The organism is Sphingobium sp. LMA1-1-1.1 (genome assembly GCF_040676365.1).
Lineage (GTDB): Bacteria > Pseudomonadota > Alphaproteobacteria > Sphingomonadales > Sphingomonadaceae > Sphingobium.
In genome coordinates this window covers 739940-751852 of the sequence record NZ_JBEGHS010000001.1, presented here as the reverse complement: position 1 = coordinate 751852, position 11913 = coordinate 739940, and the positions used below count along the sequence as shown (strand labels likewise).

At 65.1% G+C, this 11913-nt stretch carries 15 protein-coding genes and 1 tRNA gene; 5 read left to right on the top strand and 11 right to left on the bottom strand.

Features of this window, described 5'->3' with window-relative positions; all coding sequences use genetic code 11:
• Positions 1-15 precede the first annotated feature (15 nt).
• Positions 16-528: a GNAT family N-acetyltransferase gene (locus tag MRBLMA1_RS03665; RefSeq protein ID WP_414714752.1), complete on the bottom strand. Its 513-nt coding sequence runs from the start codon at positions 526-528 to the stop codon at positions 16-18.
• A gap of 133 nt (positions 529-661) precedes the next feature.
• Here MRBLMA1_RS03665 and MRBLMA1_RS03660 point away from each other — a divergent pair, with 133 nt between their 5' ends.
• A complete protein-coding gene (locus MRBLMA1_RS03660) occupies positions 662-1045 on the top strand; it encodes a dihydroneopterin aldolase (RefSeq protein ID WP_363735064.1) in 384 nt (127 codons plus the stop codon).
• 48 nt (positions 1046-1093) lie between these two features.
• Here the strand turns inward: MRBLMA1_RS03660 and MRBLMA1_RS03655 are convergent, their stop codons facing one another.
• Complete coding sequence (locus MRBLMA1_RS03655; protein ID WP_363735063.1) at positions 1094-2038, bottom strand: isopenicillin N synthase family dioxygenase; 945 nt, start codon at positions 2036-2038, stop codon at positions 1094-1096.
• 105 nt (positions 2039-2143) lie between these two features.
• On the opposite strand from MRBLMA1_RS03655, the gene MRBLMA1_RS03650 reads away from it, so the two are divergent.
• Together MRBLMA1_RS03650 and MRBLMA1_RS03645 are read left to right on the top strand one after the other, a co-directional pair.
• Positions 2144-2551: an EVE domain-containing protein gene (locus MRBLMA1_RS03650; RefSeq protein ID WP_363735062.1), complete on the top strand. Its 408-nt coding sequence runs from the start codon at positions 2144-2146 to the stop codon at positions 2549-2551.
• A gap of 149 nt (positions 2552-2700) precedes the next feature.
• Entirely contained in the window at positions 2701-2985 is a 285-nt protein-coding gene (locus tag MRBLMA1_RS03645) for a hypothetical protein (RefSeq protein WP_414714701.1), read from the top strand.
• Positions 2986-3058: 73 nt separating this feature from the next.
• On the opposite strand, the gene MRBLMA1_RS03640 is transcribed toward MRBLMA1_RS03645, so the two are convergent.
• From MRBLMA1_RS03640 to MRBLMA1_RS03615, 6 genes are all read right to left on the bottom strand, one after another.
• Positions 3059-3361, bottom strand: coding sequence for a glycine zipper 2TM domain-containing protein (locus MRBLMA1_RS03640; protein WP_363735060.1), 303 nt, complete (start codon positions 3359-3361; stop codon positions 3059-3061).
• The gene (locus MRBLMA1_RS03635) at positions 3354-3701 is read right to left on the bottom strand and encodes a hypothetical protein (protein WP_363735059.1); all 348 of its coding nucleotides are present in this window, start codon (positions 3699-3701) and stop codon (positions 3354-3356) included. The genes MRBLMA1_RS03640 and MRBLMA1_RS03635 overlap by 8 nt, the downstream gene beginning before the upstream one ends.
• Positions 3702-4221: 520 nt before the next feature.
• Positions 4222-4296, bottom strand: a tRNA-Thr gene (locus MRBLMA1_RS03630).
• A gap of 31 nt (positions 4297-4327) precedes the next feature.
• A complete protein-coding gene (locus MRBLMA1_RS03625) occupies positions 4328-5188 on the bottom strand; it encodes a hypothetical protein (protein WP_363735058.1) in 861 nt (286 codons plus the stop codon).
• Positions 5185-6495, bottom strand: a complete 1311-nt coding sequence (locus MRBLMA1_RS03620) for a replication-associated recombination protein A (protein ID WP_363735057.1) — start codon at positions 6493-6495, stop codon at positions 5185-5187. Before MRBLMA1_RS03620 ends, MRBLMA1_RS03625 begins: the two co-directional genes overlap by 4 nt.
• 28 nt (positions 6496-6523) lie before the next feature.
• The gene (locus MRBLMA1_RS03615) at positions 6524-7702 is read right to left on the bottom strand and encodes a glycosyltransferase family 4 protein (RefSeq protein ID WP_363735056.1); all 1179 of its coding nucleotides are present in this window, start codon (positions 7700-7702) and stop codon (positions 6524-6526) included.
• A gap of 119 nt (positions 7703-7821) precedes the next feature.
• On the opposite strand from MRBLMA1_RS03615, the gene MRBLMA1_RS03610 reads away from it, so the two are divergent.
• Positions 7822-8040, top strand: coding sequence for a DUF2945 domain-containing protein (locus MRBLMA1_RS03610; RefSeq protein WP_133651874.1), 219 nt, complete (start codon positions 7822-7824; stop codon positions 8038-8040).
• Positions 8041-8097: 57 nt separating this feature from the next.
• Positions 8098-8748, top strand: a complete 651-nt coding sequence (locus MRBLMA1_RS03605; protein WP_363735055.1) for an MOSC domain-containing protein — start codon at positions 8098-8100, stop codon at positions 8746-8748.
• A gap of 111 nt (positions 8749-8859) precedes the next feature.
• Here the strand turns inward: MRBLMA1_RS03605 and purU are convergent, their stop codons facing one another.
• From purU to MRBLMA1_RS03590, 3 genes are all read right to left on the bottom strand, one after another.
• On the bottom strand, positions 8860-9699 hold the full coding sequence (gene purU / locus MRBLMA1_RS03600) for a formyltetrahydrofolate deformylase (RefSeq protein WP_414714751.1): 840 nt from the start codon (positions 9697-9699) through the stop codon (positions 8860-8862).
• 80 nt (positions 9700-9779) lie between these two features.
• The gene (locus MRBLMA1_RS03595) at positions 9780-10817 is read right to left on the bottom strand and encodes a 2-oxoadipate dioxygenase/decarboxylase family protein (protein ID WP_363735053.1); all 1038 of its coding nucleotides are present in this window, start codon (positions 10815-10817) and stop codon (positions 9780-9782) included.
• Positions 10818-10882: 65 nt separating this feature from the next.
• Positions 10883-11896 carry an SPOR domain-containing protein gene (locus tag MRBLMA1_RS03590; protein WP_363735052.1) on the bottom strand — a complete coding sequence of 338 codons (1014 nt, stop codon included), beginning with the start codon at positions 11894-11896 and terminating at the stop codon, positions 10883-10885.
• Positions 11897-11913: the final 17 nt, after the last annotated feature.

Genomic DNA, 11913 nt, shown 5'->3' with positions numbered 1-11913 from the left:
GGCAAAAGGGAAATTTCAGGCGCGGGCAATGGCGCGCGGACCCAGCATGCCCGTGCCCCCTATGGGCCGGCCGTCGACCGACAGCGCCAGCAGGCGGCGCGGCTCGAACGGGCCGGGGCAGTTCCAGCCGCCGGTCCCTTCCGCCGAAAAGCCCCAGAAGCGACCATAATATTCCGGATCGCCGATCATCATCAGCGGGGCGCTGTTCTGCGCGCGGGCGGCCGCGACGACGGCGTCCATCATCGCGCGGCCGTGCCCGGTGCCCTGCACCGCCGGATCGACGGCGACCGGGCCGACCATGATGAGCGGCATCCGGCCGCCGTCCGCATGGACGAGCGCCACGGGCCAGCTTTGCAGCGAACCGATGAGCCGGCCGTCCTCATCCCTCATGCCGAAGGAGAGTTCGGGAAGCCAGGGCATGCCGTCGCGAATCATATAGGCGGTGCGCCCGTGCCGGTCAGGGCCGAAGGCCGCATCCAGCAACCGCTCAACCGCGTCATGCGACATTATCTTGAGGGGCACTATCACAGACACGTCTTGCCGATCCGTCCTCAATGGCGCATGGACGCGCCGAGAGCGGCGGGCTTTAGCGCGTGGCTGGCAAAATAAAAGTCTAAACTGGGGCCCGCCCGCGGCAGGGAGGGCCCGAATGTGGCGAGCTATGAACAGCGTATTTGACGATTTTCTGACGTTGGAGGTGAATAATCTGGACGTGGATGTCCTGACCGGCATCTATTCGGAGGAGACGCACCTGCCGCAACCGCTGCGCATATCGATCAGGGCGCGGTTGAAGATCGCGGATCATTATGATCCCGACACGCCGCTGTCGCGGTCCAAAAATTACATGGACCTGAAACATGCCGCGACCACCGCTCTGCCGGAGGGGCAGCATTTCACGCTGATCGAGGCGGTGGCCGACCATATCATCGAGACGATCTTCCTGCAGGATGACAAGGTGACCCATGTCGAGGTCAAGATCGTCAAGCTGGCCCTGAGCGAGAAGGGCGAGGAGATCGGGATCACCATGGCGCGCGGGCGCAGATAGCCTGTTCCATCGGGTTTTCCCGGCCCACATTTTCCTGAATCGCCGCCCTTACCCCTTGATCAGGCCGATTTCGCGCAACCGTTCCGACAGATAGTCGTGCGCGGTGATCGGCGGGTCGCGGCGGGGGTGGTCCGCATCCACGCATTGGGGCAGCGCGTCGATCAGGAAATCCGGTCGCAGGTGCAGGAAGAAGGGCATGGAATAGCGCGAATGGCCGCGCCGTTCCGGCGGCGGGTTGACGACGCGGTGGCTGGTCGAAGGGAGATAATGGTTGGACAGCCGCTGGAGCATGTCGCCCACATTGATGACAAGGGCGCCGGGCGGCGGGACCACGGGCAGCCAGTTGCCGTCGCGATCCCTGAGCTCCAGCCCGCCTTCCTCCGCGCCCAGGAGCAGGGTGATGAGGTTGATATCCTCATGCGCGCCGGCGCGGATGCCCGGCGCTTCCGCAGAGACGGGCGGATAATGGAGCAGGCGCAGGATTGAATTGCCGTTTTTGACCGGCTTTTCAAACCACTGCTCCTCCAGCCCCAGAAACAGGGCGATGGCGGACAGCAGTTCCCCGCCGACGCGGTCGAATTCGGCATAGAGAGGCGCGAATGTCGCCTGGAATTCCGGCAGTTCGTCCGGCCAGACATTGGGCGGCATGCTTTGCGCCAGCGGATCGCCCGCGGGCAGGTCGCGTCCGACATGCCAGAATTCCTTGAGATCATTCTCGCTCGCGCCCCTGGCGATTTCCACGCCAAAGGCCGTGTAGCCGCGCTGACCCCCATTATTGGCGGCATCGTAGCGGCGCTTCACCCCCTCCGGCAGGGCGAAAAACCGGCGGACCAGTGCCCAGCCCCTGTCTATCAGCGCCTGGTCCATGCCATGATCCTTCACCATGGCGAAGCCGAAGCGCTGGAAGGAACCGCCGAAAGCCGCGGCGAAGTCGGCCTTGTCCATATTGCCCATGGACAGGACGGGCACTTGTCCGGGCACCGTTTGCGACACGTTATTCTCCGAAACTCAACTGGATAGAGCCGACGCGCCGTCCGGCGCCATGCTGGCCATGCGAGCATCCTTGATCGTCCTTGGCGGCTGATGCAAGGAGAAGCCATGAACTATTGGCTGATGAAATCGGAACCCGATGTCTTTTCCTATGACGATCTGGTCAAGAAGGGGAAGGCCGAGTGGGACGGCGTGCGCAATCATGCCGCGCAGGGCCATATGAGGGCGATGCGCAAGGGCGACCTTTCCATCTTCTACCACAGCAATATCGGGGTCGAGGCGGTCGGCATCATGGAGATCGTCGAGGAGGCGGCGCCAGACAGCACGGACGAAACGGGCAAGTGGATGGCGGTGCATGTCGGGCCGAAGGAAAAGCTCGCCAAGCCGGTCACGTTGAAGACGATGAAGGCCGATCCGGCGCTGGCCAATATGGCGATGATCCGCCAGTCGCGGCTTTCCGTGTCCCCGCTTACAGAGGCGGAGTTCAGGCATATCGTCGCCCTGTCAAAGAGTTGAAAGGCCAAAGGGTTGAAAGGCGATTGCGGGAAACGCAATCGTTCCGCCCTTGTTTGCGATTGTGCTCCTTTGGCGGCGCTCCATAAATCGACGTCAACAGAAAAGAATATTCCAGAGGTGTTTGATCGGCATTCACAAGGAGTTTACCCATGCGAATGCTGTCCAAGTTTGTTCTTTCCGCCCTGTTCGCCGCCGGCGCCGCCAACGCCCCGGCCCATGCCGAAGACGCTGCCAAGCAGAAGTTCACGCATGAGGGCTATACCTATGTATATGCCGTCAAGGACACCAAGACCGGCAGGGTGATTTCGGGCCGTCGTTACCCCGATGCCGTTGCCTTCAACCTTGCGGTGAAGAATGGCCGCGTGTCGGGCATGTCCGGCGGTCAGGCCGTGACGTTCAAGGTCGAAGACGCGCGCGGCGCCTCGGCCGAATAAGCCCCAGGCATTTCGGATTAAAAAGGGGGGGGGCGGTTTCCGATCGGAAGCCGCCCCCCTTTTTTCGCATATCTCAGCGGCAGCGACGCTTGCTGTCGATTTCCTTGCCCAGCAGCGCGCCGCCCGCGGCGCCCAGGATCGTGCCGGTGGCGCGGTCGCCGCGGGTGTCGATCGCGCGGCCGACCAGCGCGCCGCCCACGCCGCCGACGATGAGGCCGGTCGTGCCATTGGACTTGCGGCAGTACATGCGGCCGTCGCGACCGCGCCATTCGCGATATTCATAATGACGGCGGGCATTGGCGCCCTCTGTCGGGATCGCCATGGAAGCGGGAATGGCCAGCGAGACGGCGGCCAGTGCCATAAGGGCTTTACGCATTTTTTCTCCTCCAAAAAGGCGTGTTTTGATCGTTCAACCCGCGCATATTGATGGAGGTTGCATGAACCTGCGACAACGGTGCAGCATGTTGTTTCTGAAGCAATAAATTTTGAGACGAGGCGATGGGCGGCTCCGATGAAGCGGGGACGGCATCGATCTGCTGGTTGATCTGGCCGCGTGTAGAGGGCTGGACGTTGCCAGGGCGCGGCCTGGTTCGGCGATCAGAATTTTCGGGGGGTAGCGCCGGCGCCGCGAGGCTGATCGCATGGCCGCCGAGCCTTCTGGAAAATTTATCCACATTTATCCACAGCTTTAGCGTGACACGGTCTTCAGGGTGCAAGATTCCGCTTTGAGCGACTCGCTTTTGGTGAGACGATCTCCCTATCGGAAAGACCGGGAGACAGAGAAATCTGGATGCCAAAGTCGGTGAGAAATCAGCGACTTGAAGGAATTTTCGAGCGTCGGGAAAGAAGCATGGACCGGAAGGAAAATGCGGAAATCCGATGAGCCTCAATAGACGATGCTGTGCACGCGCGAAAGTGAACGTCGGGCATCGAATAAAGAGGACAGGCTGCGGGAAAACGGCCGACCGGCCGGACAAACGGAGCCGACACGATAGCAAAGCCCTTGCGGCGGACCTATCGCGCGCCGAGTCCGATGATCGCATCTTGAAAGAGAAGCGGATCGAGAGACACGACGGAAGTGGGGACCGGCAGAAATGCCGGCCCCCATTTTGCTTTTCGGGCTATTTTTCTGGCGCGGCGGGCGATCCGGGGCAGCGCGTGAAGCGGCGGCAGGATCGGTTGAAAGCTGGAGTGCGTTGGGGTGGCGATCGTCGCGTCGTGGGCGCGAGGGGAATATGGTGCCGGATGAGGGGATCGAACCCCCGACCTTCGGTTTACAAAACCGCTGCACTACCGCTGTGCTAATCCGGCATATCCGTTTCGGACGGGGAGCGCCTTACTATCAGATGATGCCGAACGTCCAGCCCTCTGTTGCGGCGATTTTTTCGTCGAGAGACGGCGGGTTCCACAGGCCGGGGCGCGGGGCCATGCGTCGCAGCCAGGCGGCGGTCAGGATCGCGTCGGCGCCATGATCGTCAGGCGGGAGGCCCCTGTGCGGTTGCGATCCGACGGCGAGGAGCGCGTCGTTCAGCGCGGGGAGGTCGCGCATCTTGGCCTTTCCCTTGGGGCGTCCGGCGGCGCGGGCGGCGATGCTGGTGTAGATCTCCACGATCAGGGAGCCCTTTGGCGGCGGCGGGTCGAACGGCCAGACCGGGACATGGGGATGGACGTGGTGGAGCAGGCGCATCCCCGAAAAACTCGCCTTGGCGACCTGCGCCGCGCCGATGGCGTCATAGACGGTGGAGGGCTTGCCGCCGCCCTGGGCATTATAGTGCGCCTCGCAGGCGCGGTTGTGCATATAGTCCGCCTTGATGCCGTCGACCTTGCCAAAATAGAAATGCCGCCGGTGGGTGTGTTCGAGCAGGCTGGCGGCGCCCAGATCCTCATCCGCGCAAATGCTGTCGACATAGGCCCAGAAGGCCGGAGCGGTGGTGGGCACGATGTCGCCGGGCAGATAGCTCTGGCGCGCGACATAGGGCGGGGCGAAGCTGAAATCGAAGCCGAACAGGGTCGGGGCCTCCCGCGCGGTTCGGACAAGCCAGTCCGCGACGGCGCGGCGCGACCAGAAGCCGCCGCCGTCGGGATGCTGGAGCCGGGGTGCCGCATCGCCGGCTTCGCACAGGGCGACGGCAATCCCCTTGTGGCGCGATCCCTTTGCGCCGGACCAGTCGATGACAGCGTAGCGGGTGAAACGGGGCGTCATTTCTGGCGGCGTTCGGTCCTCAGGCGGTCCCAATAGGCCATGCGTTCGGCAATGCGCGCCTCGAAGCCGCGTTCGGTGGGGGCGTAGAAGGTCTGGGGCTGCATCTCTTCGGGCCAGTAATCGTCACCGGAAAAGCCGTCGGCCGCGTCATGATCATAGTGATAGCCCTTGCCGTAGCCCACGTCTTTCATGAGCTTGGTCGGGGCGTTCAGGATATTCTGCGGCGGCATGAGCGAGCCGGTGTCGCGGGCGGACCTCCAGGCGGATTTCATGGCACTGTAGGCGGCGTTGGATTTGGGCGCGGTGGCGCAATAGAGGCAGGCCTGGACGATGGCGAGTTCGCCTTCGGGCGAGCCGAGGAAGTCGTAGCTGTCCTTGGCGGCGAGGCACTGGACGAGCGCCTGCGGGTCGGCAAGGCCGATATCCTCCACGGCGAAGCGGACGAGGCGGCGCAGGACATAGAGCGGCTCCTCACCCGCGGTCAGCATGCGCGCCAGATAATAGAGCGCGGCCTGCGGATCGGAACCGCGCAGGGATTTGTGAAGGGCGGAGATGAGGTTGTAATGGCCCTCCCGATCCTTGTCATAGACCGCGACGCGGCGGTGGAGCAGGGCCGAAAGGCCCGCCGGATCGAGCGGCTGCGGAATGTCGATGGAATAGAGGGTCTCGACCTGATTGAGCAGGAAGCGTCCATCGCCGTCGGCGCTGGCGAGCAGGGCGTCCCTGGCGGCGGTGTCGAGCGGCAGGGCGCGTTCCATCACCGTTTCGGCGCGTTCCAGCAACTGTTCCAGCGCGGGCGCATCCAGGCGGCGCAGGATCAGCACCTGTGCGCGGGAGAGCAGTGCGGCGTTGAGTTCGAAGCTGGGATTTTCGGTGGTCGCGCCGACCAGGGTCACCGTGCCGTCCTCCACAAAGGGGAGGAAGCTGTCCTGCTGCGCCCGGTTGAAGCGGTGGATCTCATCCACGAAGAGCAGGGTTTTCTCGCCCCGCCGGGCATGTTCCTTCGCGGCGGCAAAGACCTTCTTGAGGTCGGCAACGCCGGAGAAGACGGCGGAGATCGGTTCGAAACGCATGCCGACGGCATCCGCCAGCAGGCGTGAGATGGTGGTCTTGCCCGTGCCCGGCGGGCCCCAGAGGATGATCGAGGAGAGGCGGCCGGCGGCGACCATGCGGCCGATCGCGCCCTCCGGCCCGGTCAGATGATCCTGGCCGACGACCTCCGCCAGGGTGCGGGGCCGCAGCTTGTCGGCCAGCGGCGCGTCGGCTGGAACAGGGGGGAGATCGTGGGGAGCGAAAAGATCGGCCATTGCCCCGGATATAGTCAGGCTTTTGCTTTCAGGGAACAGGGCTCGACCGGACCAGCGCGCCATGTTCGCGCTGGCGGATGATGCGCAGATAGGTGTCGACCAGCGCCTGGTTCACCTGATCCCAGCCATAATGTTCCGCCTGCGCCATGGCGGCGGCACCGGCGGCTGCGCGGGCAGCGGAATCGGTGCAATAGACGGTCAGCGCGTTGGCGAAGGCGGTGATGGCGCCCGGCCGGATCAGCCGGCCTGTGATCCCGTCCGCGACCAGGCTCTCGCTGCCGGTGGCGCGGGCGGCGACGGTGGGCAGGCCGCAGGCCATCGCCTCCAGCGTGACGTTGCCGAAGGTTTCCGTGACGCTGGGGTTGAACAGCATGTCCATGCCTGCGACGGCGCGGCCCAGGTCGGGGCCCTTCTGGAATCCGGTGAAGACGGCGTTCGGCAGGCGGTTCGCGAACCATTCCCGCGCCGGCCCTTCGCCGATTATCAGCACCTTGTGCCGCACATTCTTCGCCGCCAGATGATCGATCGTGTCGGAAAAGACGTCGAGGCCCTTTTCCATCACCAGGCGGCCGATGAAGCCGATCACCGGTTCATCGTCGGCGATGCCGAGCGACTGGCGCCAGGCCATGTCGCGGCGGCCGGGATGGAAGATTTCGCGGTCGATGCCGCGCGTCCAGATGCCGACATCATAGCTCATCCGCTGTTCGCGCAGGAGCTGCGCCATCGACTCGGACGGCGCGACGATGGCGTCGCAGCGGCGGTAGAAACGGCGAAGCAGCGATTCGATCACCGGCTCCAGAAAGGCGAGGCCATAATAGCGCGGATAGGTTTCAAAGCGCGTGTGGACGGAGGCGACCGCCGGCAGTCCGTGGCGGCGCGCCCAGGCGACGGCGCGATGGCCGAGCGGATCGGGGCTGGAGACGTGGACCAGGTTCGGACGAAAGGCCTTGAGGTCGCGGCGCACCGCGCCCGACATGCGGTAGGGAACCTGGTATTCGCGGCGGCCCGGAACCGGAAAGGACGGAGTGCTGACCAGATCGCCCGCCGGTTCGAAGGCCGGCGTATCGGTGGTGGGTGAATAGACGCGCACATTCGCTCCCTGCCGCAGCAGGTAGCCGACGAAGCGATTGAGCGCCTGGTTCGCGCCATCGCGCACATAGTTGTAATTGCCGCTGAAGAGTGCGACGCGAAGCCCCGTGACATCCATCCGCCGCCCTTAACCCAGGCAAGCGCAAAACCCAAGGGAACCAGCGCGGCATTCGGGATTTTTGCCTTTGCGGCAGCGATGACGGCCGGCGTGGTTGTTCCCCGAAGGAGAGATGCTTGATGACCGAAAGCTTTCGAAAAGGAGCGAGGGTCAAGTGGAATTGGGGGCAGGGCGTCGGCCGTGGGAGAATAGCGGAGCGGTTCGAGCGGCAGGTGGAGTGCCGGATAGAAGGCGCGGTCATCAGGCGTAACGGGTCCAGCCGCAATCCCGCCTATCTGGTGACCACCGACAGCGGTTCCGAAGTGCTGAAGCTGGGTTCGGAGCTTTCCCCCGGCTGAATCCTTTTTCCATCAGGCGGCCTTTTCCTCACGGTTGCTTCCGTGGCATGGGGAGGCATGACCGCTTCCTCCATGACTGTTGACGCGCTGCTGACGGGGATACCCGTTCCCTTCCGCGATGGCGATTACAGCGCGATCGCGAAGCAGCCGGTGTCGGGCGCGGTGCGGATCGGCTGGCTGGGCCTGGCGGGCGACAGCGTGGCCGACCCCGTGCATCATGGCGGGTGGGACAAGGCGATCCACCTTTATCCGCAGGACCATTATGGCTGGTGGCGCGAGCGCAAGCCCGGCCATCCCTTGCTGGAGAAGCCCGGCGCCTTTGGCGAGAATATCGCCTCCCACGGGATGACGGAGGAGGAGGTCTGCCTGGGTGACCGCTTTTCGCTGGGCAGCGCAGTGGTCGAGGTGAGCCATGGCCGGCAGCCCTGCTGGAAGCTCGACCATCGTTTCGGCGCGCGCGACGTCATGGCGACGATCGTGAAGACCGCCCGCTGCGGCATCTATTTCCGCGTGCTGCGGGAGGGAGAGGCGGAGGCCGGCGCGATGATGGAATTGCTGGAGCGGCCCCTGCCCCAATGGTCGATCGCACGAGTGTTCCGGCTGCTGATCGGGGGCGGGCACAAGGGTGAGCCGGACGCCGTGCGGGCGCTGGCGGACATGCCGGTGCTGGCCGAGGCATGGCGGGAACGGGCGCGGAAGCTGGCTTGATATGGGGGAGGCGGGATCGGGCGATTCACGACCTGCCTTCCGATCAAACGCAGGGTACCCCATGTCTGCCGTGCTCCTGCCTTCGCAGGAGCACGGTGGGGGCATAACAGCCTAGCGAAACACCACCGTCTTGCCGCCATTCTGCAGGACGCGGCGATCCGCCAGCCATGTCACGGCGCGGGCGAGCACCTGCGCTTCGATGTCGCGTCCGATGCGGATCATGTCCTCCGCCGTCGCGCGATGGTCCACGCGTTCCACCGCCTGTTCGATGATCGGCCCTTCGTCGAGGTCGGCGGTAACGAAATGGGCAGTGGCGCCGATCAGCTTCACGCCCCGCTCATGCGCGCGGTGATAGGGGCGCGCGCCCTTGAAACCGGGGAGGAAGCTGTGGTGGATGTTGACACAGCGCCCGGCGAGCCTTTCGACCAGTTCGCCCGAGAGCACCTGCATATAGCGGGCGAGAATCAGATATTCCGAGCGCGTCCGTTCGAACAGGTTGAACAGCGCCTCCTCCTGCGCGGCCTTGTCGCCATTTTGGGGCAGCTCATGATAGGGGATGCCGTGCCATTCGGTGATCCGGCGCATGTCGGGATGGTTGGACACCACGCCCATGATGTCGACCGCCAGTGTTCCCGTCTGCCATCGGTGCAGCAGGTCCGCCAGGCAGTGCGACCCCTTGGACACGGCGATCAGCATGCGCGGCTTTTCATCGGCGCTGGTCAACCGCCAGTCCATCGCGAAACGGGTACCGATATCGCCGAATTCGCCGCGCAGCCGGTCGGTGTCGCCCATGCGCTGGTCCGTCGCCTCGAACGCGACGCGCATGAAGAAGCGGCCTGCCTCCCGGTCGGCATATTGCTGGCTGTCGGTGATGAAGCCGCCACGTTCCGCCAGGAACTGGCTGACGGCCGCGACGATGCCGACCCGGTCGGCGCAGGCCAGGGTCAGCACCCAGGATGGGACAACCGGATCAGTCAACGTGCATCTCCCCGCAAATTCGGCGAACCCGTTGCCTCAAGCGCGCCCGCCGATCAACCCTGTTGCGGGCGTCCCTCGTCCGCCGCGCTGGTCATGGCGAAGATGCCGGTGGCGTTGCCGGTGTCGAAGGCAAGGTCCAGCCTGCCGGTTTCCGGATCGATGTCGCGGCTGATGAATTCGTAGAATGAGCCGGGAACGCGGCGCAGTTCGTTGCCGGCAAAGAGCCGTTCGACCGTGTCGGCGCGCAGGGCGGTCTGCCGCACCCGGCCGGTGATCGAGATCTCCAGACGCTCCTTGATCGGCCAGTCCTGCGTCTTCAGCCGTTCCGCCAAAGCGGCGACGTCCGCCACCCGGTCCGTCGCATGGTTGAAGGCATTGCCCTCCGTCGCGATCCAGCCCGCCTCATGAGATCGGGAGAGCAGCAGTTCATAATCCTCCATGCTTGGCGGCTGGTGCTGTCGGTCGAAGGCGGCCACGATCGCGGGCAGGGCGGCGGCCGCCTCCGCCCGCGTGACGGGGCGATTGTCCGCGAATTTTTCCAGCACGGCCTGCGCTTCCGGCGTCAGCGGATCGCGGGACGTGCCGAACACCCGCGCCGCGGCTTCGGCAAATTCCGGGTCGAAGCGGTCGGCATGCAGTTCCGACAGGAAGAATTGCGGGATCGATTCGGGCAGGTCGACATGGCGATAGGCCCGGCCCGTCATCCGCAGCCGGTCGAGCGGGTAGACCGCCGCCATCTCATAGCCCAGGGGCAGCAATATGCGGGTGAAGGCCTCCTCGCCCGGCGGCAATTGCCCGGTCGCACCCTCGACCAGCCTTACGGTGCGCAGCGCGCCATGGTCGAACACCACCCTGCCGCCGCGCGCCAGCCGGTCCGCGACATAGGCCGCCCCGCTCGGCACGCGCTGGAGAAGATCGTGGAACAGCGCGACGTTCATCGCCATGGCGAAGGCGGCGCGGGAAACATGGGGGCCGCTCTGTTCGGTCAGGCGGCTGTCCAGATCGAGCGCGGCCAGCGCCGCCCGGGCCGGTTCGGGGCCAAGAAACCCCTCGACCAGCGCATTGATCACCGACAGATTTTCCACCGACATGGGACGCTCCGTGCTGAGTTTCCATTATCGCATGGTTGAAATAAAATTCCAAGTCGTAGCAAGAATTACATCTTCTTTGGCATGCACTCCGCGCCGGCCGCCTTGATCGCGCTGCACAGCCGGGTGGCGTCCGCGCTGCTCGCCAGGGGGCCTGCCTGCAGGCGGGTCACGCCGCCGCTGGTCATGATATAGGGCTGATAGCCGGACAGGCCGCCCACCTTCGCGCTGAGTTGCGTCCAGAGCGTGCGGGCGCGCGCTTCCGCGCTGAAGGCGCCGATCTGCACGCGCCAGCCGCCGCTTGCGGGCTTGGGGAGAGCGGGCTTGGAGGCGGTCGGCCTGGCTTCCGGGGGCTTGGCTGCGGCTGTCTTCGCGGGTGCGGGCCGGGGGGCCGGTTCGGCCGTCCTGGGTGCGGACGAAGCGGAGGGCGGCAGTTGCGCGCTCCGCACCGGGGCGGGAGCTTCCCGCATGACCGGCGCGGGCCGGCGAGGCTCATCCGCCGCCAGGCTGCTGTTCTGCTGGCCGATGGAGCGGGTCATGGCGATGGCCTGGTCGCGCTGATCCTGCGGAATATATTTGTCCATCTGGCGGAGGCTGGCTGTTGCCTGGGCGAGGCCGGATTCGGACGCCCGCGTCATCAGCGCATAGGCGCGCACCCAGTTCTTCGCGGTCAGGTCTCCGTTGAACAGGGCCGTGCCGACGATATATTGCGCGCGCGGCTCGCCCCGCTCGGCGGCGCGCTGAAGATAGGGGAGGGCGCCAGCCCGGTCACCCTGCTGGAACATCAGCAGCCCCAGATTGTCCTCGGCCCGCGCATGGCCCTGCCTTGCGGCCTTGCCGTACCAGTCGATCGCGGCGGACGGATCGGTCTTCACTCCACGGCCCAGCTTGTAGGCCTGGCCCATGTTGAACTGCGCGTCGGGATCGCCGGACTGCGCCAGCGGCTGCCATATGGCGACGGCCTTGGCATAGTCGCCCTGCTGCCAGGCATCGACGCCTGCCTTGACGTCGGCCAGCGCAGGCTGCGCCAGGATCAACACCGCGCCGGCGGCCAGCACGCCACAGATCTGCTTCATGCTCATGCTCCCAAGGGTTCCTG

Coding starts and splice junctions, on each gene's coding strand:
- MRBLMA1_RS03620 (WP_363735057.1), bottom strand. CDS start 6,495: ATGGCCGATCTTTTCGCTCCCCACGATCTCCCCCCTGTTCCAGCCGAC.
- MRBLMA1_RS03645 (WP_414714701.1), top strand. CDS start 2,701: ATGCGAATGCTGTCCAAGTTTGTTCTTTCCGCCCTGTTCGCCGCCGGC.
- MRBLMA1_RS03590 (WP_363735052.1), bottom strand. CDS start 11,896: ATGAGCATGAAGCAGATCTGTGGCGTGCTGGCCGCCGGCGCGGTGTTG.
- MRBLMA1_RS03650 (WP_363735062.1), top strand. CDS start 2,144: ATGAACTATTGGCTGATGAAATCGGAACCCGATGTCTTTTCCTATGAC.
- MRBLMA1_RS03625 (WP_363735058.1), bottom strand. CDS start 5,188: ATGACGCCCCGTTTCACCCGCTACGCTGTCATCGACTGGTCCGGCGCA.
- MRBLMA1_RS03660 (WP_363735064.1), top strand. CDS start 662: ATGAACAGCGTATTTGACGATTTTCTGACGTTGGAGGTGAATAATCTG.
- MRBLMA1_RS03595 (WP_363735053.1), bottom strand. CDS start 10,817: ATGTCGGTGGAAAATCTGTCGGTGATCAATGCGCTGGTCGAGGGGTTT.
- MRBLMA1_RS03640 (WP_363735060.1), bottom strand. CDS start 3,361: ATGCGTAAAGCCCTTATGGCACTGGCCGCCGTCTCGCTGGCCATTCCC.
- MRBLMA1_RS03610 (WP_133651874.1), top strand. CDS start 7,822: ATGACCGAAAGCTTTCGAAAAGGAGCGAGGGTCAAGTGGAATTGGGGG.
- MRBLMA1_RS03615 (WP_363735056.1), bottom strand. CDS start 7,702: ATGGATGTCACGGGGCTTCGCGTCGCACTCTTCAGCGGCAATTACAAC.
- MRBLMA1_RS03605 (WP_363735055.1), top strand. CDS start 8,098: ATGACCGCTTCCTCCATGACTGTTGACGCGCTGCTGACGGGGATACCC.